This is a genomic window from Massilia sp. NBRC 108631 (assembly GCF_059704565.1).
Genome location: NZ_BAAKJE010000281.1, coordinates 24,996 through 47,230, shown reverse-complemented (window position 1 = coordinate 47,230; position 22,235 = coordinate 24,996). Strand labels below are relative to the sequence as shown.

Annotated in this window: 16 protein-coding genes; 14 read left to right on the top strand and 2 right to left on the bottom strand. The window is 67.4% G+C overall.

Translation table 11 applies throughout. The features are described 5' to 3' along the window. The first annotated feature begins 39 nt into the window (after nucleotides 1-39). The 14 genes from AC6H42_RS30885 to AC6H42_RS30820 all read left to right on the top strand — a co-directional run bounded on the left by AC6H42_RS30885 (nucleotide 40) and on the right by AC6H42_RS30820 (nucleotide 20,314). The gene (locus AC6H42_RS30885) at nucleotides 40-1,404 is read left to right on the top strand and encodes an MFS transporter (protein ID WP_497549722.1); all 1,365 of its coding nucleotides are present in this window, start codon (nucleotides 40-42) and stop codon (nucleotides 1,402-1,404) included. A 19-nt stretch (nucleotides 1,405-1,423) separates the two neighbouring features. Further along, complete coding sequence (locus tag AC6H42_RS30880; protein ID WP_057153769.1) at nucleotides 1,424-3,085, top strand: serine hydrolase domain-containing protein; 1,662 nt, start codon at nucleotides 1,424-1,426, stop codon at nucleotides 3,083-3,085. An 11-nt stretch (nucleotides 3,086-3,096) separates the two neighbouring features. Further along, nucleotides 3,097-4,593, top strand: coding sequence for a M81 family metallopeptidase (locus tag AC6H42_RS30875; RefSeq protein WP_497549721.1), 1,497 nt, complete (start codon nucleotides 3,097-3,099; stop codon nucleotides 4,591-4,593). A 26-nt stretch (nucleotides 4,594-4,619) separates the two neighbouring features. Further along, on the top strand, nucleotides 4,620-5,648 hold the full coding sequence (locus tag AC6H42_RS30870) for an N-acetyltransferase DgcN family protein (protein ID WP_057153771.1): 1,029 nt from the start codon (nucleotides 4,620-4,622) through the stop codon (nucleotides 5,646-5,648). Next, a complete protein-coding gene (gene dgcA / locus AC6H42_RS30865) occupies nucleotides 5,638-6,624 on the top strand; it encodes an N-acetyl-D-Glu racemase DgcA (RefSeq protein ID WP_057153772.1) in 987 nt (328 codons plus the stop codon). The genes AC6H42_RS30870 and dgcA overlap by 11 nt, the downstream gene beginning before the upstream one ends. After that, the gene (gene kynU, locus AC6H42_RS30860) at nucleotides 6,621-7,889 is read left to right on the top strand and encodes a kynureninase (protein WP_497549720.1); all 1,269 of its coding nucleotides are present in this window, start codon (nucleotides 6,621-6,623) and stop codon (nucleotides 7,887-7,889) included. The genes dgcA and kynU overlap by 4 nt, the downstream gene beginning before the upstream one ends. Beyond that, the gene (gene kynA, locus AC6H42_RS30855; protein ID WP_497549719.1) at nucleotides 7,886-8,725 is read left to right on the top strand and encodes a tryptophan 2,3-dioxygenase; all 840 of its coding nucleotides are present in this window, start codon (nucleotides 7,886-7,888) and stop codon (nucleotides 8,723-8,725) included. Before kynU ends, kynA begins: the two co-directional genes overlap by 4 nt. 20 nt (nucleotides 8,726-8,745) lie before the next feature. Then, nucleotides 8,746-10,218 (top strand): leucyl aminopeptidase, encoded by a 1,473-nt coding sequence (locus AC6H42_RS30850; protein ID WP_497549718.1) that lies wholly within the window; start codon nucleotides 8,746-8,748, stop codon nucleotides 10,216-10,218. A 142-nt stretch (nucleotides 10,219-10,360) separates the two neighbouring features. Further along, nucleotides 10,361-12,709: a family 43 glycosylhydrolase gene (locus AC6H42_RS30845; RefSeq protein ID WP_082551575.1), complete on the top strand. Its 2,349-nt coding sequence runs from the start codon at nucleotides 10,361-10,363 to the stop codon at nucleotides 12,707-12,709. A gap of 16 nt (nucleotides 12,710-12,725) precedes the next feature. Continuing rightward, nucleotides 12,726-13,298 carry a PEP-CTERM sorting domain-containing protein gene (locus AC6H42_RS30840; protein WP_082551576.1) on the top strand — a complete coding sequence of 191 codons (573 nt, stop codon included), beginning with the start codon at nucleotides 12,726-12,728 and terminating at the stop codon, nucleotides 13,296-13,298. Nucleotides 13,299-13,434: 136 nt separating this feature from the next. Continuing rightward, nucleotides 13,435-14,514, top strand: a complete 1,080-nt coding sequence (locus AC6H42_RS30835) for a redoxin family protein (RefSeq protein WP_082551577.1) — start codon at nucleotides 13,435-13,437, stop codon at nucleotides 14,512-14,514. 180 nt (nucleotides 14,515-14,694) lie between these two features. Further along, the gene (locus AC6H42_RS30830) at nucleotides 14,695-17,517 is read left to right on the top strand and encodes a GDSL-type esterase/lipase family protein (protein WP_497549717.1); all 2,823 of its coding nucleotides are present in this window, start codon (nucleotides 14,695-14,697) and stop codon (nucleotides 17,515-17,517) included. An 82-nt stretch (nucleotides 17,518-17,599) separates the two neighbouring features. Beyond that, the gene (locus tag AC6H42_RS30825) at nucleotides 17,600-18,760 is read left to right on the top strand and encodes a helix-turn-helix domain-containing protein (protein ID WP_497549716.1); all 1,161 of its coding nucleotides are present in this window, start codon (nucleotides 17,600-17,602) and stop codon (nucleotides 18,758-18,760) included. 129 nt (nucleotides 18,761-18,889) lie between these two features. After that, nucleotides 18,890-20,314, top strand: a complete 1,425-nt coding sequence (locus AC6H42_RS30820; protein ID WP_057153778.1) for a glycoside hydrolase family 88/105 protein — start codon at nucleotides 18,890-18,892, stop codon at nucleotides 20,312-20,314. A gap of 29 nt (nucleotides 20,315-20,343) precedes the next feature. Here AC6H42_RS30820 and AC6H42_RS30815 read toward each other — a convergent pair whose 3' ends face one another. Continuing rightward, entirely contained in the window at nucleotides 20,344-21,294 is a 951-nt protein-coding gene (locus AC6H42_RS30815) for a PDR/VanB family oxidoreductase (protein ID WP_497549715.1), read from the bottom strand. 10 nt (nucleotides 21,295-21,304) lie between these two features. Further along, nucleotides 21,305-22,234 carry a pyridoxamine 5'-phosphate oxidase family protein gene (locus AC6H42_RS30810; protein ID WP_057153780.1) on the bottom strand — a complete coding sequence of 310 codons (930 nt, stop codon included), beginning with the start codon at nucleotides 22,232-22,234 and terminating at the stop codon, nucleotides 21,305-21,307. Between the last annotated feature and the right edge of the window lies 1 nt (nucleotide 22,235).

Sequence of the window (22,235 nt, the reverse complement as noted above, 5' to 3'; positions counted from 1 at the left end):
CCGGATCCACATTCTCTTTTTCTTCTAGGGGCTACGCTCATGGACAATCACGTCTTGCATTTCGCTGCGCCGCCGCAGTCCACCACCTCGTCCGCGGGCGGCCTGCTGGCCGGCTACGGGCTGCTGGTGCTGGTAATCGCCACCATTTTCAGCGCGCTGGACCGGCAGATCCTGGTGCTGTTGGCAGAGCCGATGCGCCAGAGCCTGGGCCTGTCGGACACCAGGCTGGGCTTGGTGCAGGGTGTCGGCATCACCCTGTTCGCCGGTGCGGCCGCCGTGCCGTTGGGCTGGCTGGCCGACCGCTACGGCCGCCGCACGCTGCTGGCCGCCTGCGTCCTGGTGTGGGGCGCCGCCACCGCAGCCTGCGGCATGGCGCAGGATTTCACTTCGCTGTTCGTCGCGGCCATCGGCCTGGGCATCGGCGAAGCCGGGCTGGCGCCCATCGTCTACGGGCTGATACCGGAGATCGTGCCGGAGCGCCGCCGCGTGCTGGCCAACGGCGTGTACACGCTGGCTGCCATCCTCGGCTCGGGCCTGGGGATGGCGCTCAGCGGCGCGCTGGTGGACGCGCTGGACGGCGTGCGTCCGCTGTTGCCGCCCATCCTGCAGGCGCTGGAGTCCTGGCGCCTGGCCTTTCTTGCCGTGGCGCTGCCCGGCCCCCTGGTAGCGCTGGCGGTGCTGCTGATACGGCTGCATCCGCAGCGCGCCGCCGCCCATGCGCCATCCGAACAGGCCAAGCCCGCCGTGCCCGCCTATATCCGCGCCCATGGCCGGACCATGGCTTGCGTGTTCGGCGGCTCCGGCCTGATGGCGCTGGGAATCGCGGCGAGCGCCAACTGGGCGCCCATCGTGGCCTCGCGCATGTTCGGCGCCACCACCGGCCAGGTGGGGCAGGGGATCGGCGTGGCCTATTTGCTGGGTACGGTGGGCGGCGCGGTGCTGGGCGCGGCCGGTGTGCGGATGCTGCGCGGCCGGGCCGGGCTGGCCACGCCGGTGCGGGTAGTCACCATCGGCGCCGCGCTGGCCGCGCTGGCTTCGTTGCTGATGCCGGCCGCGCGCAGCGCCGACGGCCTGTACTGGCTGTTCGGCGCGCAGGTGGCAGCGCTGATCGCCGGCAGCGTGCTGGTGCCGACCCTGCTACAGGACATGACACCGGCGGCGCTGCGCTCAAGGCTGATCGCCATCGGCAGCGGCGTGACCGTGGGCCTCTCGGCACTCAGCCCGCTGTTGGTGGGCGCGCTATCCGACCTGCTGCGGGCGGACCCCCAGGGGCTGATGACCGCCATGGCAGCCGTCGGCGCGGCCGCCTTTGCACTGGCCGCACTGGTCATGCGCATGGCCGAAAAGCCCTTTGTGAACACCGTTGCAACCATCCACCCCGACCTCGCGCTGCGCGGGGCTTGACCGCTTTACTGGAGAGACCATGAACGAGGCAAACATGATAGACAAGACCGGTACGCTGGACGCGCTGTTCCAGCCCCACAACCGCAGCGACGCGCCCGGCCTGGTGGTCGGCGTGGCGCAGCACGGCCGGCGCCTGTACCGGCGCGGCTTCGGCCTGGCCAGCGTGGAGCTGGGTGTGGCCAACACCGCCTGGACCCGCATGCGCATCGGCTCGACCAGCAAGCACTTCACCTGCCTGGCAGCGCTGCTGCTGGCCGAGGAAGGCAAGCTGAACGTGGATGCCGGCGTGCGCGAATATTTCCCTGCGCTGCCGCCGCTGCGTGGCGAACCCACCCTGCGCCAGCTCATGACGCACACCAGCGGCTACCGCTGCTTCCTGGACCTGGCCTCGATCGGCGACGGCATGGCCATCAAGCCGCAGGGTGCGGCCCTGGCCGCGCAGTTGCGCCAGACGGCGGTAAATTTCGCGCCGGGAGAAAAGATCTTGTACTGCAACGGCGGCTACCACCTGCTGTCCCTGGTGATAGAGAAGGTGGCCGGCATGCCCTTTGAGCAGTTCCTGAAGGAGCGCATCTTCACGCCGCTGGGGATGGTGGACACGATCTCGTCTCCCAGCGATTTCGAGATCCATCGCGGCATGGCCACGCTGCACGTGCCGCGCCCGCCCGAGCAGGGCGGCGGCTGGCGCCTCGGGATTTTCCCGACCGAGGAATTGCGCGGCGAGGGCGCCATGATCTCCACGCTGGACGATATGCTGACCTGGCTCGCGCATCTGCGTTCAACCAGCAAGACGGTGGGCAGCGAGGCCAGCTGGCGCCAGATGACCACCCGCGCCACGCTGAATAACGGGCTGTCCGTGCCTTATGGGCTGGGCCTGATGCTGCACGGCTACCGGGGCGTGGAGGTGATCCACCATGCCGGCGGCGTGGTCGGCGGCACCTGCCAGATGATCACCGTGCCCAGTCACGCGCTCGACATCATCATCATGACCAACGGCGCGCAGGCCAATCCCATGGACCTGGGCTACAGCATCATCGACACCATGCTGGGCGACGCCTTGCCTGCCGCCGCGCGCGAAAAGGCTGCCGCCGCGCGTTTCCAGCCTATGCTGGGGACGCGCTACCATTCCGGCGCCTCCGGGCTGGTATGCGGCTTTACCGAAGCGCCGGAAGGGAAGCTGGGCCTGAGCTTCCTGGACAGCCTGCCGGTGCCGATGACGGAACACGATGCCAGCTTGCGCATCGGTTTCGAGGAGTTGGCGCTGGGGCCGCTGGAAGTGCCGGCCGCCGCGCTGGCGATGGAAGGCCAGCAGGCGCCGCCCACGCTCACGCTCAGCGAGGGCGGCCGTGCCGAGCGCTACGAGCGCCTGCCTGCCACGCCGCCGGCCCTGGCCGAAGTGGGCCTGGCCTTGCTGGGCCGCTACCACGCGCCGGACCTGGGAGCCGATGCGCTGATGCGCTTCGACGGCGCCCAGCTGAAACTGGAAGTGTTCGGCGCGCACGGCTGCGACGTCATGGTGCTGGAAGCGTTTTCGGACCTGGTGTTCGGCCTGCGCTTCGGCGGTGAATACCCGCCCTTGCGCGGTGTGCTCAGCGCCGAACGGTCGGACGGCGCGGTCAAGGCGTTCCGCATCAACACGCACCGCACCCGCAACCTGCGCTTCGAGCGCCTGGCCGACTGAAGGGAGGCGCGATGAAATTCTTTATTGCCCAGTTGGCCACCGAGACCAATACCTTCGCCACCACGCCGACCGGCCGTGGCGGCTTCGAGGAATGCGGCATTTTCAGGGGCGACGGCAGCCGCGAGGATCCGGACGGCACCGGCGCCATCATGCACGCCTGCCGTTCGATGATGGAAGCCGACGGCCACCAGGTCGTTGAAGGCCTGTGCACGCTTGCCGAGCCCTCCGGCCGCACCGTGCGCGCAGTGTACGAGGAGCTGCGCGAAATGCTGCTGGAAGACCTGCGCGCGGCCCTGCCGGTCGACGCGGTGCAGCTGATGCTGCATGGCGCGATGGCGGCGGACGGCTATGACGATTGCGAAGGGGACCTGCTGGCGCGCGTGCGCGAAATCGTCGGCCCCGGCGTACCGGTGGGCGCAGAGCTGGACTTGCACTGCCATTTCACGGAACTGATGCGCGCCTCGGCGGACGTCATCATCGCCTTCAAGGAGTATCCGCACACCGATATCGCCGAGCGCGCGCGGGAGCTGTACCGCATCCTGGCCGACACGCACGCCGGGCGGGTGCGGCCGGTCACCGCTGTATTCGACTGCAAGATGGTAGGCGCGTGGCAGACCACGCGCGAGCCGATGAAGGGTTTCGTGCAGCGCATGCAATCCTTCGAGGGGCGGGACGGCGTGCTGTCGGTGTCGCTGGGCCACGGCTTCCCGTGGGGCGACGTGGCCGATTCCAGCGCCAGGCTGTGGGTCGTCACCGACAACGACACGGCGCTGGCAGAAAATCTGGCCGCGCAACTGGCGCACGAGTTCTGGAACCTGCGTGAACTGGCCGGCGTGCAGGTGCTGCAGCTCGACGCCGCATTGAACCAGGCCCTGAACCTGGCCCTGGAGCAGGCCACGGCGCAGAATCCCGGTCCCGTGGTGCTGGCCGACGTGGCCGACAACCCCGGCGGCGGCGCGCCCGGCGACGCCACCTTCGTGCTGCGGCGGCTGATCGAACGCGGCATCGGCAACGTCGCCATCGGCGCCTTCTGGGACCTCGGTGCGATCCAGATCTGCAAGGACGCCGGCGTGGGCGCAACCATGGATCTGCGCATCGGCGGCAAGTGCGGTCCCGCCTCGGGCCAGCCGCTGGACCTGCACGTGACCGTGCGCGCGGTCGTCGAAGGCCATAGCCAGAGCGCGTCGGCCGTGGGCGGGCGGGTGGGGCTGGGCACCTGCGTCTGGGTGGAAGGGCCGAACCGGGTGCACATCCTGCTGGCGTCGCTGCGCGGCCAGATCTTCTCGCCCGAAGCCTTCACCGGTGTCGGCCTGAGCCTGGAGGACAAGAAGCTGGTGGTGGTGAAATCCGCCGTCCACTTCCACGCCGAGTTCGCGCCCATCGCCAGCACGGTGCTGTACGCCTCCACCCCCGGCGCCATCGCGCCCGATTTCGCGGCCCTGCCGTACCGGGTGCGCAACCTCGACTACTGGCCGCGCGTGGCCCAACCGCACGCGGCCTGGCGCTAAACCCATTGACCGGAACGGACTTTCCCATGCTATTGCTACGTAAACCCTACCTGCTTTTCCTCGGCGACGCCACCTCACCCGTCACCGCCAAGACCGCTCTCGGCGTGGCCGAATGGTGCCCGGCCGACGTGGTTGGCGAACTGCGCTTTGCCGGCGCCACCGTCACTACCGGCAAGCCCGCGCTGAGCGTGGCGCAGGCCGTCGCCGCCGGAGCCGGTTCGCTGCTGATCGGCATTGCACCCGCAGGCGGCCAGTTGCCGCCGCACTGGCTGCCGACCCTGATCGAGGCCGCCGCTGCAGGCCTGGACATTGTCAGCGGCCTGCATACGCGCCTCAGCGGCATACCCGAGCTGGTGGCCGCCGCCGCTGCGGCAGGCGTGCAGCTGCACGATGTGCGCCACGGCGACTGGCCGCGCGTCACCGGCACCGGCCGCAAGCGCCCGGGCCGGCGCCTGCTCACGGTGGGCACCGATTGCGCGCTCGGCAAGAAGTACACCGCGCTGGCGCTGGCCCGCTCGCTACAGGCGCGCGGCGTAGCCGCCACCTTCCGCGCCACCGGACAGACCGGCATCATGATCTCCGGCGGCGGTGTCGCCATCGATGCGGTGGTGGCCGACTTCATCGCCGGCGTGGCCGAGCAGCTTTCGCCCGACAACCACGCCGGCCACTGGGACGTGATCGAAGGGCAGGGCTCGCTGTTCCACCCCGCCTATGCGGGCGTCAGCCTGGGCCTGCTGCATGGCTCGCAGCCGGACGCGCTGGTGCTGTGCCACGATCCCAGCCGCACCCACCTCGACGCGCTGCCCGGCTATCAGACCCCGCGCCTGGAGAACGCCATTGAAATGTATCTGCAGGCCGGCCGGCTGACCAATCCCGCCGTCCGCTGCATCGGCATCAGCGTCAATTCCTCGTCGCTGGGCGAGGCCGCCTGGCGCGCCTACCGGGACCGCATCGAGGCCGAGCTGGGCCTGCCCGTGGTCGACCCCATCCGAGGCGGCGTCGAAGCGCTCGCCGCCGCCATCACACATCAACAGGAGACTTGCCATGACAATTGAATGCACCATCACGCTGGAAAGCTGGCCCTTGCAGGAACCGTTTGAAATCTCCCGTGAGACGATGACGGCCATCGACGTGCTGGTGGTGAGCCTGCGCGACGCGCATGGCACCGTCGGCCGGGGCGAGGCCGCCGGAGTGCCCTACGACGGCGAGACGCCGCAGTCGATCGCCGCGCAGATCGGTGCGGTGGCGCCGCTGCTGCGGGCCGACGTGTCGCATGCGGAGCTGGCGCAATGGCTGCCGGCCGGCGGCGCGCGCAACGCGCTCGACTGCGCGTTGTGGGACCTGCGCGCGCGGCAGGCGGGCCAGCGGGCCTGGCAGCTGGCCGGACGCGTTCATGCGGCGCCCGTGCTGACCGCCTACACGATTGGACTCGGAACGGAAGCGGATGTGCGCCGCAAGATCCGCGCCGCGCGCCACTTCCCCTTGCTGAAGCTGAAGGCCGACGCCACCCGCCACATCGACATGGTGCGCTTCGCGCGCGAGGAGCATCCGCACGCCCGGCTGGTGATCGACGCCAACCAGGCCTGGAACCGCCAGCTGCTGGAGCAGATCCTGCCTGAATTGCAGGCCCGCGGCGTGGAATTGATCGAACAGCCGGTGCCGCGCGGCAGCGACGCGCAGCTCGATGGACTGCAGTCGCCTATCCCGCTGGCGGCGGACGAGTCCTGCACCGACCGCGGCTCGCTGGACGCCCTGGTCGGCCGCTATCAGTACGTCAACATCAAGCTCGACAAGTGCGGTGGCCTGACCGAGGCGCTGGCGCTGGCGCGCCGCGCCAGGGAACTGGGCTTCGAGCTCATGGTGGGCAATATGGGGGGCACTTCGCTGGCCATGGCGCCTGCCCACCTGGTGGCACAGGAATGCACCTACGTCGACCTGGATGGACCGCTGCTGCTGCGGGAAGACCGGGCCGCAGCCATGCGCTACCAGGCTGCGTTGCTGAGCGCTGCGGAGCCGGACCTGTGGGGATGACATTTGACAGCGCAGGCATGACCCGCAAGGACTGCATCGCGCTCGATGCGCAGGATGCGCTCGCCCCCTTGCGCGCGCATTTCGAGCTGCCCGAAGGCGTGATTTACCTCGACGGCAACTCGCTGGGGGCGGCGCCCGCCGCAGCCATGGCGCGCGCGCGGCAAGTGATCGCCCAGGAATGGGGGCAGGGGCTGATACGCAGCTGGAACACGGCCGGCTGGTTCGCACTGCCGAAGCGCCTGGGCGACCGGATCGCGCCGCTGATCGGTGCCGCAGGCGGCGAAGTGGCGGTGACCGACACCACCTCCATCAACTTGTTCAAGGCGCTGGCCGCCGCGCTGCATTTGCAGGCCCATCACCCGTCGCACGGCGGGCGGCGCGTCATCGTCACTGAACGCGGCAACTTCCCGACCGACATCTATATCGCCCAGGGCCTGTCGTCCTGGCTGGCGCGCGGCTACACGGTGAGGCTGGTCGATTCGGCCGCCGAGCTGCCAGCCGCAATCGATGCCGACACGGCGGTGGTGATGCTGACCCACGTGAACTACCGCACCGGCTACCAGCACGACATGGCCGCCGTCAGTGCGCAGGCCCATGCGCGGGGCGCGCTGATCATCTGGGATCTGGCGCATTCGGCCGGCGCCGTGCCGCTGGCGGTGGCGGCGGACGGCGCCGATTTCGCGGTCGGCTGCGGCTACAAGTACCTCAACGGCGGTCCGGGTGCGCCGGCATTCATCTGGGTGCCCCGGCGCCACCAGGCCGGTTTCATGCAGCCGCTGTCGGGCTGGTGGGGACACGCCGCGCCGTTCGACATGGCGCCCGATTTTGCGCCCGCCGCAGGCATCGGCCGCGCGCTGTGCGGCACGCAGCCCATGGTGTCGCTGGCGCTGGTCGAGTGCGGGCTGGACGTGTTCGCGCTCACCACCATGGAGGCGCTGCGCGCCAAGTCGCTGGCGCTGACGGATCTGTTCATCGGCCTGGTGGAAACGCGCTGCGCCGGCCGCGGGCTGGAGCTGGTCACGCCGCGCGAGCATGCGCGACGCGGCAGCCATGTCAGTTTCACGCACCCGCACGGCTACGCGGTGATGGCCGCGTTGATTGCGTGCGGCGTGATCGGCGACTACCGGGAGCCCGCCATCATGCGCTTCGGCTTTGCGCCCTTGTACACCGGCTTTGCCGATGTGTGGGACGCGGTGGAGATCCTGCGCCAGATCCTGGCGCGGCAGGACTACGATGTCGCGGCCGAACGCGGAGCGGTGACATGACGGCGCGGAGCGGCAATGAGCAGTGGCACGGGGCGCGCATGGATTTCAGCAAGTCGATGAGCTACGGCGACTACCTCGCGCTGGACAGCATCCTCACGGCGCAGCACCCGCTGTCGCCCGCGCACGACGAGATGCTCTTCATCGTCCAGCACCAGGCCAGCGAACTTTGGATGAAGCTGATGCTACATGAACTGCACGCCGTCCGTGCCGCGGTGCGGCAGGGCGCAGTGGCGCCCGCTTGCAAGATGCTGGCGCGGGTGGCGCGCATCATGGACCAGCTGGTGCACGCCTGGGACGTGCTGGCCACCATGACGCCGCCGGAGTACACGGCGCTGCGCCCTTATCTCGGCGCGTCGTCGGGCTTCCAGTCGTTCCAGTACCGCGAGATCGAGTTCATCCTCGGGAACAAGAATGCAGCCATGCTGGCGGTGCATGCCAGCGTGCCGGACCGCCACGCGCGGCTGGAGGAAGAGCTGAACGCCCCCTCGCTGTACGACGAAGCGGTTCATCTGCTGGCGCGCAGCGGCTTTTCCATTGCACCGCAGCGGCTGGATGGCCGCTGGTCCCGGGCCACCGAGGCAGACAGCTCGGTGCGAGCGGCGTGGCTGGAGGTATACCGCGAGCCGTCGCGGCACTGGGCACTGTACGAGTTGGCTGAAAAGCTGGTCGACCTCGAGACCGCGTTCCGGCTCTGGCGCTTCCGCCACGTGAACACGGTGGAACGCATTATCGGTTTCAAGGCCGGCACCGGCGGTACGGCGGGCGCCAGCTACCTGCGCAAGATGCTGGACACGGTGCTGTTCCCGGAACTGTTCGCGCTGCGCACCCAACTATGAAAATGAAGACGAAAGAAGGCATGGAATTCAGAATCAAGGAGCAGGACACGCGCAGCGGCTGCATCGCGGTGGGCGTCTTCGAGCAGGGCCGCCTGTCGGCGCAAGCGAAGCAGCTGGACGGCGAGGGCGCTATCACGCAAGCGATGCGCTCGGGCGACATCAGCGGCAAGCCCGGTTCCACGCTGCTGCTGCGTGGCGTGGGCGGCGTGGCGCGCGTGCTGCTGGTCGGATTGGGCGCGCAGGGCGCGTTAACGGAAGGCGCTTTCGGCGCGGCGGTGCGGGCCATGCTGGCGGCGTTCGCGCCGCTGGGGGCGGCGCAGGCAACGGTTGCGCTGCCGCTCGATGAGGTGGCGGGGCGCGGCCAGGCGTGGGCCATCGGCTGCGTGGTGGCTGCCGCGCGCGACAGCGTGTTCCGCCGCGATGGGCTAAAGAGCCGCAAGCAAGCCACGTCCGCCGGGGTGAAGCGCATCGTGCTGGCCGCGCGGCCGGATGGCGAGGCCAAGGCCGCGCTGGCCGAGGCGCTGGCCACCGCCAACGGCGTCGATCTGTGCAAGGAACTGGGCAACCTGCCAGCTAACATCTGCACGCCAGCCTACCTGGCCGAAGCAGCCCGCAAGCTGGGCCGCGAGTGGGGCACCGGCGTGCAGGTGCTCGACCGCAAGCAGATCGAACAGCTGGACATGCGCTGCCTGCTGGCGGTGGCCGACGGCAGCGACGTGCCGCCGCGCTTCATTATCCTGAAGCACATGGGCGGCAAGCCCCGGCAGGCGCCGGTGGTCCTGGTGGGCAAGGGCATCACCTTCGACTCGGGCGGCATTTCGATCAAGCCCGGCGCCGGCATGGAGGAGATGAAGTACGACATGTGCGGCGGCGCCGCAGTGCTGGGCGCCTTTCGCGCCATCGCAGAAATGGGCCTGCCCTTGAACGTGATCGGCCTGGTGGCGGCGTGCGAGAACATGCCTTCCGGGCGTGCCGTCAAACCCGGCGACATCGTCGCCTCGATGAGCGGCCTGACCGTGGAAGTGCAGAACACCGACGCGGAAGGGCGCATGGTGCTGTGCGACGCGCTTGCCTACGCGGAGCGCTTCAAGCCTGCCGCCGTGGTCGATATCGCCACGCTGACGGGCGCTTGCGTGTCGGCGCTGGGCCACCACCATTCCGGCCTGTTCACCCGGCACGACGCGGCGCACGACGCGCTGGCCGGCGAGCTGCTGTCGGCCGGGCGCGCCAGCGGCGACCTGGCCTGGCGCATGCCGCTGGGCGAGGCCTACCAGGAGCAGATCAAGTCCGAGTACGCCGACCTGGCCAACCTCGGCAGCCCCGGCGCGGGCAGCATCACGGCGGCCTGCTTCCTGGAGAATTTCACGCGCGCCTATAGCTGGGCGCATCTCGATATCGCCGGAAGCGCCTGGGGCGGGAGCGGGACCAAAGGCGCCAGCGGCCGCCCGGTGCCGTTGCTGGTGGCATTCCTGCTGGCGCGTGCGCGCGGCTGAAGGGCGGGCCAACAGGCGGCCTTGATATCCGTTTGGATATCAAGGCGGCTGAAAACGTCATTGGACGCGAATTTTTGTCTGCGATATCGTGCAATCGGCCGAACACGGCTTAAAAAAACGATAAAAATATCGGAGACAAAAATTGACCAAGACCTTATCGCTATGGGGCGCGTGCGCCCTGATGGCCACTTCCTTGCTGTCCACCCACGCGACCAACGCCGCCGCGCAGGCAGCGCCCCCGCCCGTCACGTTCCAGAACGCCGCCGTCCATGATCCTTCGGTGATCAAGTCCGGCGGCACCTACTATGTGTTCGGCTCCCACCTGGCGTCGGCCAAATCCACCGATCTGATGCGCTGGCAGCAGATCACCGATTCCGTCAGCGCCACCAACAAGCTGTTCCTGAACGGCGCCAGCAACGTGTACACCGAACTGGCCGAGACATTCAGCTGGGCGCAGACCAGCACGCTGTGGGCGCCGGACGTTATCCGCCTGGCCGACGGCAAGTACTACATGTACTACAACGCCTGCAAAGGCGATTCCCCGCGCTCGGCCCTGGGCATTGCCGTCGCGGACAATATCGAAGGTCCGTACGTGAACAAGGGCGTGATCCTGAAGTCCGGCATGTGGGGCCAGGCCAGCCATGACGGCACCATTTACGACGCGCTGAAGCACCCCAACACGGTCGATCCGAACGTGTTCTTCGATAACGGCGGCCGGCTCTGGATGACCTATGGTTCCTACTCCGGCGGCATCTTCATCATGCAGATGAATCCAGCCAACGGCATGCCGCTGCCGAACCAGGGCTACGGCAAGCGCCTGATAGGCGGCAACCACGCCCGCATCGAAGGCGCGTACGTGATGTACAGCCCCGCCACGCAGTACTACTACCTGTTCACTTCATTCGGCGGACTGGATGCCGGCGGCGGCTACAATATGCGCGTGGCGCGCTCCGCCTCGCCGGACGGCCCGTACGTCGACGCCCAGGGCGTCAGCATGGCCAGCGTCAAGTCCGATCCCGCCAGGCCGTTGTTCGACGACGCCTCGATTGCTCCCTACGGCGTGAAAATCATGGGCAACTTCCTGTTCGAGCGCAGGATAGGCGACGCCGGCACAGGCATCGGCACCGGCTATGTCTCGGCCGGCCACAATTCGGCTTATTACGACGCGGCCACCGGCAAGCATTTCCTGATCTTCCACAGCCGCTTCCCCGAACGCGGCGAACAGCACGAGATCCGCGTGCACCAGATGTTCATGAACGCCGATGGCTGGCCGGTGGTGGCGCCGTACCGCAACACCAACGAAACCCTCACGGCGGTGCGCCGCGAATTCGTGCTTGGCGACTATATGTTCGTCAATCACGCCAAGGACATTTCCGCCACCATCAAGAAGTCGCGGCTGATCACCCTGAATACGAACGGCACCGTCAGCGGCGCCGCTTCCGGCACCTGGACCCTGACGGGCACCAACCGCATCGAGATCAACCTGCCGGGCTCGTCGCCGTTCAAAGGCGTGTTCCTCAGCCAGTGGGACGAAACCTCGAAGAGCTATGTGATGACGTTCTCCGCCACCTCGCGCGAAGGCGTTTCCATCATGGGCAGCCGCCTGATTCCCCGCACCGATGCGCAGGTGACCGCGGCCGTCTACAACGAACTTAGTCTCGGCAACACCAGCGCGGTAACCGGCAACCTGACCCTGCCGACGCTTGCCGCGCGCGACGCGGTTATCCGCTGGACATCGTCGAATCCGGCCGTATTGAGCAATACGGGCGTGGTCACCAGCCCGGCCAGCGACGTCACACTCACGCTGACGGCCACCATCACCAAGGGCACCTCGACTGTCGTCAAGACCTTCACTGTCACGGTCCGCAAGATCGGCGGCATGCTGGCCCACTATGCTTTCGACGGCAGCCTTGCCGATTCGACCGGCACGTTCGGCGCCGGCAGTGTCATCGGCAGCAAGATCGACGCCGCAGGCGGCAGCATGGCTTACGAGGCCGGCATGAAGGGCAGCGCGGCCGTCTTCAACGGCGCCAGCGGCGTGCGCCTGCCCAATGGCCTGATCTCGACCAACAGCTACACGGTGGCCATGTGGCTCAAGCCGGCGCAGTTGACCGCCTTCACCACCACCTTCTTCGGCGCCCGCAACGGCGATTCGTGGATCAGCCTCTTGCCTAGGGGGCATGACGGTGTCGGCGGCGCGACCATGCTGTGGTCCGGCACGGCGTGGTACGACGCCGGCCTGGGCATGACTATCCCAACGGGGCAGTGGTCGCATGTGGCGCTCACCGTCAACAACGGCGCCGTCAGCGTGTACGTCAATGGCGCCAAGCGTTTCGGCGGCGTGAATTTCCCGAACGTGTTCACCACCACCAGCGGCGTATTCGCGCTGGGCGTGAACTGGTGGGACGTGCCGTACAAAGGCGCGATGGACGATCTGCGCATCTACGGCTCGGCATTGACCGACGCCGAAATTTCCAGCCTCGCGCGCTGAACCAGGGAGAAACAACATGACTGACATGCTGAAAAAGATGCTGCTGTCCTTGCTGTTCGGAACAACGTGTGCCACGGCTTCCGCCGGCGTAATCAGCTTCGACGATCTGTCCGGCGACTTCACGGAAGCGATTGCAGCCGGCTACCAGGGCCTGGTCTGGGAGAACATGGGCGCGATCCGTTCGGATGCGTTTCCCGGCAGCGGCTACGAAGCGGGTACGGTTTCGCAGGCCAACGCGGCCTACAACCGCGATGGCGGCACGGTGGCGATTTCGAAGGCGGGGGCGGGCACGTTCGACTTCGCCGGCGCCTTCTTCACGTCCGCCTGGTTCGAGCAGGAACTCGCATTCGAGGGCTACCTGAATGGCCAGCTGCTGCACGCGACGGCAACGTCCTTCGTCATCGACACTGTCACGCCCTTGTGGGTGCAGCTGAACTGGGGCGGGATCGATACGCTGGTCATCTACAACAGCAGCGGCACCCAGTGGGCCATGGACGACATGGCCGTGCCCGAGCCGCCGTCGCTGGCGCTGTTCGGCGCGGCCGCGATGGGGCTGGTGCTGGCGCGCCGCCGCTCCCGCCGGCAGTAGAGCGCTTTGTATCCCAGTGTATCCGGCCCGCGCCTGGATACGCTGGGAGCGCGTTTTGACATGCGCTGGACATCTGCACGATACAGCTGCAAGGTGTAATGTCTGCATCGACAATCACTTCAGACGAGGCAGACAGATGAAACGCATTTCTTTGGCGCTGGCCGGCAGCTTGGCCGGCATCGTGATGGCAGCAGCGGTGGGCGGCGCCTCGGCCGCACCGGCCGCAGCTTCCGCTCCATTCCGCAGCAACCTGCCGGTGGAAGGCACGGCGCCCGGCTTCGACGGCGCGGTCACCTGGCTCAATTCGGCTCCGCTTACTTCCAGGCAGCTGCGCGGCAAAGTGGTGCTGGTCGATTTCTGGACCTACTCCTGCATTAACTGCATCCGTACCGTGCCCTACGTGCGCGCCTGGGCCAGCAAATACCGCGAGCACGGGCTGGCGGTGGTGGGCGTGCACACGCCGGAATTCAAGTTCGAGCAGGACCTGACCAATGTGAACGCCGCCGTGGGCCGCTTCCAGATCGATTTCCCGATCGCCGTGGACAGCAACCAGGCCATCTGGCAGGCATGGGGCAATCGCTACTGGCCGGCCTATTACCTGGTCGACGCCAGCGGCAAGATCCGCTACAAGCAGTTCGGCGAAGGCGATTTCGACAAAATGGAACGCGCCATCCAGTCGCTGCTGGCCGAAGCACGCGGCAGCGCGGTCGATATGGGCCTGGTGAATCCCCCCGCCACTGCCGAGCAGGCGGCGCCCGATCTCGGCAACATCCGTTCCGGCGAAGCCTATATCGGCTACCGTCAGGCGGCCAATTTCAGTTCGCCCGAACGCCTGCGGGAGGACCGTCCGCAGCAGTACACCGTGGGCGCGCTGCGCCTGAATGAATGGGGCTTGTCCGGGCAGTGGACGGTGGGCGCCGAGAGCGCGATGGCCGGCCAGCCGGATGCGGGCGTGGCGCACCGCTTCAGCGCGCGCGACCTGCACCTGGTGCTCGGGCCAGGCAAGGCCGGCGGCAGCGTGCGCATCAAGGTGACGCTGGACGGCCAGCCGCCGGGTGCGGACCACGGCGCCGATATCGACGCGGAAGGCAACGGCGTGATCAATGCCACCCGCCTGTACCAGCTGGTGCGCCAGTCCGGCAAGGTGCGCCAGCGCCGCTTCGAGATCCGCTTCCTCGACAAGGGCGCCGAAGCTTACGCCTTCACCTTCGGCTAAGCAGCTTTAATTCGACACGCGCCCAGATCGGCGGTTTACCGGCTGCCATGGTGAAATTGCTCAAAGGCGGGAACGAAACCGTGGTGTGGAATTTTATTCCTCCGCTTGGGCGATTTTGTAATTGCGCCGCAAGCTGGCCGCCGGCACAATCGGGTTCACTTTTTCTCACGAATGGCGTTGATGAACCCAGGCGCACAATTCATCCCGGCCGTCTTGCTGGCGGCGTGGGCACTTTGCTCGCAGGCCGCCGGCGCACCGGCCATTTCCCTTTACGCGGGCAAGCCTGTGCCGTCGTGGCAGGTAACCGTGGCCGGCTTCGAAAGCCCCGAGCAGGTACTGCGGGGCGGCTCGCTGACCCTGGCCAAGCCCGCAGACTCCTACGCCCCCAACGGCATGGTGGGCGCCAGCGCCGGGCCAGCCGCAGGGAAGCGAGGCGCACTGACCTTGCGCTGGAAGGACGCCTGGTTTGCCAGCCTGCGCCTGGATGGCGGCGCGCCGCTCGACCTGCGCCCCTACCTGGCCGCCGGCACGCTGGAATTCGATATCAATGTGCGCGAGCTGTCCAATGGCGGCATGTACGTCGCCATGCGCTGCGGCCCGGAATGCAACCGCAAGGTGCCCTACGTCCTGCCGGGCCGCGCGCTGCAGGGCAAGGGCTGGCAGCGCCTGTCGTTCTCGCTGTCCTGCTTTGCCCGCGAAAAGGACGACTTCAGCCAGGTGCCGATGCCGTTCGCGCTGGAAGGCAACGGCGCCGGCGAAGTGGCCGTGGCCAATGTCAAGCTGGTTCGGAAGGGCAAGCCCAATGCCGAATGCCCGGACTACCGCACCGTCGCCGTCACGCCCGCGCCGCTGACCCACGCCTGGGCGCTGGGCAAATGGGAGGCGCGCCATGAGCAGAAACTGGCCGAGCTGCGCAAGCTCAAGGAAGCAGGCAAGAATCCCGGCATCGTCTTCATTGGCGACTCCATCACCGAGGGCTGGGAAAAGGCCGGGCTGCCGGTGTGGAAGCGCTACTATGAGCAATACAACGCGCTGGCGCTGGGCTTCGGCGGCGACCACACGGAAAACGTGCTGTGGCGCCTGCGGCACGGCGAAATCGACGGCATAGCGCCCAAGGTTGCGGTGCTCATGATCGGCACCAACAACGCGGGCGACCGGCAGGACGAACCCGAGGCCACCGCCGCCGGCATCAAGGCCATCGTTGACGAGCTGCGCCGCCGCCTGCCGGACACCAAGGTGCTGCTGCTGGCCATTTTCCCGCGCGACGAGCAGCCATCGGGATCGCTGCGCCGCCTCAACGAGCGGGTGAACAAACTCATTGCCGGCTATGCCGACGGACGGCAGGTTTTCTTTGCCAACCTCAACGCCGCGATGCTGAACCCGGACGGCTCGCTGCCGCGCGAGCTGATGCCCGACATGCTGCATCCCGGCGAGAAGGGCTACGAAATCTGGGCAAGGGAGCTGGGTCCGCACCTGGAAAAACTGCTGGCGGACGCACCCGAAGCGGCCAGGGAGGCTGTCGCATGCGCCACCAATGCCGCGCCGCGCACCGTCGACTATCCATGGATGTCGATGGCACGCTGGCGCCGGATGCACGAGGAACAGGCCGCGCGCGCCGCGCAGGGCGATATCGAGGTGATGTTCGTCGGCGACTCGCTTACCGAGATGTGGCCAAAAGCGCAGTGGGACGCGAACTTCGGACGCCTCAAGGCCGCCAACTTCGGCATCGGCGGCGACCACACGGGCAACCTCCTGTGGCGCCTGCGGAACCCGGCCATTGCCGCGCTCACGCCCCGGCTGGTGGTGTTGATGATAGGCGTGAACAACATCAATCTGTGCGGCGAACGGCCGGAGCAGGTGTTCACCGGCATCCAGGCCGTGGTGGCGCGGCTGCGCCAGCAGTATCCGGGCGCGCGCATCCTGCTCAATGCAGTGCTGCCGGAAGGCGCACTGCCGGACGCGCCCGAACGCCGCCACGTGGCGGCGCTCAACCAGATGGTCAAGACACTGGACGACGGCAAGAACGTATTCTTCCACGACTACGGCGCGCGCTTCTTCGGCGCAGACGGCAAGCTGTCGGCGCAGCTCCAGCCGGATTTCCTGCACATGTCGGAACAGGGTTACCAGGTCTTTGCCAGCGCGATCCGGCCCGATATCGAGCGCTTGTTGAAGGCTGAGCCGGCCGCAGGCGCCGCCTTGTCCGCGCCGGACGACGTGCGGGCCTTGCCGCCGCCGCCGCCCGGCTTCGCCGATCCGCAGCCCGGCGCCGCGCAAGGAACGTTGCAGGAATTTGCCTACCAGTCGGTGGTGACGGGTACGCAGCGCAAGGCCAGCGTCTACCTGCCAGCCGGTTACTCGGCCCAGCGCCGCTACCCGGTGCTGTACCTGTTGCACGGCATAGGCGGCAGCCAGGATGAATGGCGCGGCTACGTGCGCGCCAACGCGGTGCTCGACCGGCTGATCGCCGGCGGCGAGGCCGTGCCGATGATCGTCGTCATGCCCAACGGCCGGGCGCTGGCCGACGACCGGCCGCCGCCGGCCGAACGCACCTTCTCGCCCGGACACGTGGCGGCGTTTGCGGCATTCGAGCGCGACTTGCTGGAATCGCTGATACCGGCCATCGACAAGGCCTACCCGACCCTGGCCGGGCGCGGCCAGCGCGCCATCGCCGGGCTGTCGATGGGCGGCGGCCAGGCGCTGAACTTCGGCCTCGGCCATCTGGACACGTTTGCCTGGGTGGGCGGCTTTTCCTCCGCGCCCAACACGCGCCCCGCAGCGGTCTTGCTGCCCGACCCGGCCGCTGCGCGCCGCCAGCTGCAACTGCTGTATCTGTCGTGCGGCAGCCAGGACGGGTTGATCGGCGTGTCGCAGCAAGTCCGCCGCTACCTGCGCGAGCACGGCGTGCCGCATGTCTGGAATGTGGACGGTTTTGGACATGACCGGGACAGCTGGGCCGAAAACCTGCATCACTTTGCCCGGCTGATTTTCCGTCCGGCGCGTTGAGCCTGCGCGCGGCCGGATTCGCCCCAAGCGGCTGCTGCCGGCTGTTATGATGCAAGGGAGAATGTAACTTTTTAGTGTTGAAATGCAAGATTTCTACAAGAAGGCGTTGCTGGCGCTCCTTCTGCTGGTGGTGGCGGATATGCTGCTGGCGTGCCTGTTCGTGTACCGGAGCTACCCCTCGTATTCCCTGCTGCCGGCGCAGGGGAGCGGCCCCAGCTGGCATTACCGGACCTATTCCGACGTGTCCACGCATGGCACATCGAGCGTGCGGCTCCACAGTTCGACGCGCGAGCGCCTGCGCTTTAACTTCCGGCTGACCGACGCCGCTCCCTATCCCTACGTTTCAACCGAGCTTGTGCTGGACGACAGGCAGGGCCGGCAGGCCCACGCGGACTGGTCGGCATACAGCACCATCACCTTCCTGGCCAAGTGCGCGCCGGCCGGCTCGATGACGCTGGTTATTTCCACCTTTGACGAGGCAATCTCGCGGCCCGGCAAGTTCGAGACCTACCGCTCGCCGGGCACCTATTTCCCCTGCAACGAGCGGGGCGTGCCGGTGTCGCTGGACCTGGCGCGGCTGACGCTGCCGGACTGGTGGTTCGAGCAGATGAAGCTCGACCTGTCGCACCAGGGTTACACGCTGGACAAGGTGGCGAAAATCGTTTTCGGCACCAGCGCCCACAGCGCGCGCAACGTCGATTCCTATCTTGAAATCAGCGGCCTGACCTTGCGCGGCCGCGATTACCGCTATCTGGCGGCGCTGGCCGCCATCATCCTTGCAAGCTGGCTGGGATTCGGCCTGTGGTTTGTCCGGGGGCATGCGCGCGCGCTGGTCGCCAGCCTGGATCACAAGATGAAAAAGGACCTGCCGCTGGTGGCATACCGCCAGTTGACGCTGGAACCTTACAGGGACAAGGAGAAGGCGTCCGTATTGCGCTTCATTGCCACCAACTATACCGATACCGCACTGGATCTCGAGCGCGTGGCAAATGAAACCGGCGCCAACCGCAACAAGGTCAATGAAGTGCTGAAAGCGGAACTCGGCATGACATTTACGAGCTACCTGAACAAGCTGCGGTTGACGGAAGCGGCGCGGCTGCTGGCCGAGAAGAACGGCGCGGCGGTGGCGGAGATCGCCTATTCGGTCGGCTACGCCAACGTGTCCTATTTCAACAAGCTGTTCAAGGAAGAATACGGCTGCACGCCGAAAGCCTTCCGCTCCCTCGCCACGCCCGCGGCCTAGCCGAGCCGCTGCAGGCGCCTGAGCGGTCGGCCGGCCTTTTAGTCACGATATTGATCGCTGCGATCATTCTTTGTCGAATATCCTAGTGCCCATGCAAGGCACTTATTATTCGACAAGGAGACGTATCAGATGAATGCTTCGACGCTGCGCCGCTGTGTGACCGGTGCGCTGGCCGCCGGCCTGTTCCCGGTGGCGCTCAACGTATCGGCCCAGGAAGCGCCCGTGGCCCAGGAAAAAGGTCCGGCCCCGGCCGACGCCATGCTGCATGCGCTGGCGGTGACCTACCCGACTCCTTACCGCGCCATGGAAACCGCCGAAGTGAAGGCGGTGCTGGACCGCGTGTTCGCCTACCTGGACAGCACGACGCCCGCTGAACTGATCAGCAAGAGCAGCGGCGCGGCGGTCACCGACCTGTCGCGCGCCGACCCTGATACGGTGCTCAAGCCGGGCGACTTCCGCCTGACCAGCTACGAGTGGGGCGTGACCTACCTGGGCATGCTGGCCGCCGGCGCAGCCACCGGCGACCAGCGCTACACCGACTACACCGTCAAGCGCCACCAGCTGCTGTCGCAGCTGACCAAGGCCTACTACCCGGCGGTGAAAGCCGACCCGAAGAACGCGCACGCGCCGATCAAGAGCTTCCTCAATCCGCACGCGCTGGACGACGCGGGCGCGCTGTGCCACAGCTTCATGAAGGCCAAGCTGGGCGGCTCGCCGGTCGATTACGGCCAGATGATAGGCATCTGCGGCGACTTCGTCACCAAGCAGGAATACCGCCTGAAGGACGGCACCCTGGCGCGCGGCGGCCCGGACGGCAAGGGCGGCGTGAAAATGCGCCCGCTGCCGGACACGCTGTGGCTGGACGACATGTTCATGGGCGTGCCGACCATGGCCTACCTGGGTGCCGTCTCCGGCGACCGCAAGCACTTCGACGACGCCGGCAAGCAGGTGCTGCAGTTCTCCAAGCGCATGTTCAATCCGCAGCTGGGCATCTATATGCACGGCTATGTGGAAGGCCTGCGCGACCATCCAGAGATGCACTGGGCGCGCGCCAACGGCTGGGCGGTAATGTCCATGGTGGAGATCCTGGAAGTGCTGCCGAAGAACCACAAGCACTACAAGGCGGTGCTCGAGCAGCTGCGCGCCCACATCAAGGGCCTGGCGTCGTACCAGACCCGGGACGGGTTCTGGCACCAGCTGATCGACCGCCCGGACACCTACCAGGAAACCTCTGCCACCGCCATCTACACTTATGCCATTGCGCGCGCCGTGAACCGCGGCTATGTGGATGCGCAAATGTATGGCCCGATGGCCAACCTGGCCTGGAACGCGGTGGCCAGCAAGGTCACCGCCAACGGCCAGATCGAAGGCATCTGCGTCGGCACCGGCATGGCGTTCGACCCGGCGTTCTACGCTTACCGGCCCACCAGCGTGAAGGCGGCGCACGGCTACGGCCCGGCACTGCTGGCCGGCGCCGAGATCATCGAGATGAACAAGAAGTTCAAGTTCGGCCTCAATGACAGCGGCTTGATGTACCAGGGGGCGCGTCAGTAGGGCGGGCGGCCGCAGTCCGTAGCGGCCGGTCACAGTTCCAGCACCAGCCTGCTGGATTGGCCGGGCTGGCCGGCCCATGAGACGCAGGTGCACATGCCTGCGCTTCGCATGGCCGGTGTCAGGCACACGTCGCGGTGCTGCGGCCGGCCCTGCAGGACAGGGGCGTAGCAGCTGCCGCACTCGCCGCGCTTGCATTCGTAGGAAACGAATACATCCGCCGCAATCAGCGCGTCCAATATTGACGTGCCTGGCTGCACTTCCACCGTCATCTGCGACAGCGCCAGTTCCACCGTGAGCGGGGCGTCCTCCGTCTGCGCACGGGGGCCGAAGCTCTCGAAGCGCATCGCGCCGGCCGGCCATCCGAGCTGCGAGCCCGTTTCGGCAAGGCTTTGCAGCAGCGCCACCGGGCCGCAGGCGTAGAATGTGCCGCCCGCGCGGTAGGGGCCGAGCAGGGCTGCAAGGTCGGCGCGGCCGTCTTCCTGCGACAGGTGCGGAACGATGGCGGCGTGCGGGATGGCGCGCAGCTCCTCCATCAGGACCAGCCGGTCCGCGCTGCGCGCCAGATAGTGCAGTTCGAACGGCATGCCCAGCGCATGCGCCATCGATACCAGGGGCGTGATGCCGATGCCGCCGGCGATCAGCACCACGCGCGCACTCTCCTGCGCAGCGCTCAGTGGAAAACTGTTGAACGGGCCGCTCACTTCGAGCGTGCTGCCGGCGCCGAATTCGTCGTGCAGGCAGCGCGAACCGCCCTTGCCGTGCGCTTCGCGCTGCACGGCGATGCGGTAAGTATCGGCCGGTCCCGCTACGCCGACCAGCGAATAGTGGTTCTCGAAAACGGTGCCGTCGGCAGCGGCGAAGCGCAGCACGATGTGCGCGCCGGGCTGCCAGTCCGGCAGCGGCGCGCCGTCCTGGCGCCGGATATGGAACTCCTTGACGGCCGCGCCGAGGGCGGCCACGCTGGCGATGACATGGCTCATGACCCAGGCCTCAGGCATGCGCCGGCGGGTTGAACGGGGAGGCGTCCAGATACTCCCATTCCAGCGGCTGTGGCGTGTCGCGCAGTATCCATTGCCCCACTTTGAATTCCCAGTAGCGGCGGGTGCCGCCGGTTTCGTTGTGCGGATCGTCCTGGTCCCATTGCACCGTGGCCGTGCCGGTCAGCTGCAGCAGCTGGCCGTGCACGAAGTCCGGGATGCACAGGCCGGCGCGCGGATCGGCAGTGATGTTGCCCAGCGTGTTGAACAGGCTGTTGCCGTGGTAGTCCGGGATGCGCAGCGTGGTGTCGTCCACCACCTTCACGAAGCCGGGCGTGCCGCCGCGGTGCGAGGCGTCGGCCCCGCTGGCCGTGTTATGGCTGGCCACGAAGACGGTGTCGGCCTGCTGGACGATGTCCGCCACCGTGCCGCGCAGCACCGTGCCATGCGCCGCCTGTACCGGCAGCGCCGGCTCGCCGGCCTGGCGCAGGTGGCGGCGCTGGATGTACTTGGGACAGTTCGGATAGGCCTCGCGGATCGCCACTTCGGCGCCGTGCGCATCGAGGTGCTGCACCGTGCCGTTGACGCGGTAGCGGCGCCGCGAACCGAGTTCGATGAACAGCATGCCGAGGTCGGAACCGGTTGCCAGGTTGGCCCACAGCGGGTCGGCCTGGTCGCGCTCCTTCTCCGCCACGTCGATCACGATGGCGCGGCCGCTGTCGGTGTGCAGGAAGCCCGGCTTGCCGAACACCAGCGAGGACCATACCTTGCCGTCCGCGCCGACGCTGGCCAGCACCGCCATGAACTGCTTGGCGATGAAGGGACGGGCGCCGCCGATGACGGTGTCCGTCAGCACCGCGATATTGCGGTCGGCGATGGCGGTCTCGCCTGCGCTTTGCTGCACCGCGCGTTCGCCGGCGTGAAAGAAATTGTGCTCGTTCATG

Coding starts and splice junctions, on each gene's coding strand:
- AC6H42_RS30885 (WP_497549722.1), top strand. CDS start 40: ATGGACAATCACGTCTTGCATTTCGCTGCGCCGCCGCAGTCCACCACC.
- AC6H42_RS30880 (WP_057153769.1), top strand. CDS start 1,424: ATGAACGAGGCAAACATGATAGACAAGACCGGTACGCTGGACGCGCTG.
- AC6H42_RS30875 (WP_497549721.1), top strand. CDS start 3,097: ATGAAATTCTTTATTGCCCAGTTGGCCACCGAGACCAATACCTTCGCC.
- AC6H42_RS30870 (WP_057153771.1), top strand. CDS start 4,620: ATGCTATTGCTACGTAAACCCTACCTGCTTTTCCTCGGCGACGCCACC.
- dgcA (WP_057153772.1), top strand. CDS start 5,638: ATGACAATTGAATGCACCATCACGCTGGAAAGCTGGCCCTTGCAGGAA.
- kynU (WP_497549720.1), top strand. CDS start 6,621: ATGACATTTGACAGCGCAGGCATGACCCGCAAGGACTGCATCGCGCTC.
- kynA (WP_497549719.1), top strand. CDS start 7,886: ATGACGGCGCGGAGCGGCAATGAGCAGTGGCACGGGGCGCGCATGGAT.
- AC6H42_RS30850 (WP_497549718.1), top strand. CDS start 8,746: ATGGAATTCAGAATCAAGGAGCAGGACACGCGCAGCGGCTGCATCGCG.
- AC6H42_RS30840 (WP_082551576.1), top strand. CDS start 12,726: ATGACTGACATGCTGAAAAAGATGCTGCTGTCCTTGCTGTTCGGAACA.
- AC6H42_RS30835 (WP_082551577.1), top strand. CDS start 13,435: ATGAAACGCATTTCTTTGGCGCTGGCCGGCAGCTTGGCCGGCATCGTG.
- AC6H42_RS30830 (WP_497549717.1), top strand. CDS start 14,695: ATGAACCCAGGCGCACAATTCATCCCGGCCGTCTTGCTGGCGGCGTGG.
- AC6H42_RS30825 (WP_497549716.1), top strand. CDS start 17,600: ATGCAAGATTTCTACAAGAAGGCGTTGCTGGCGCTCCTTCTGCTGGTG.
- AC6H42_RS30820 (WP_057153778.1), top strand. CDS start 18,890: ATGAATGCTTCGACGCTGCGCCGCTGTGTGACCGGTGCGCTGGCCGCC.
- AC6H42_RS30815 (WP_497549715.1), bottom strand. CDS start 21,294: ATGAGCCATGTCATCGCCAGCGTGGCCGCCCTCGGCGCGGCCGTCAAG.
- AC6H42_RS30810 (WP_057153780.1), bottom strand. CDS start 22,234: ATGAACGAGCACAATTTCTTTCACGCCGGCGAACGCGCGGTGCAGCAA.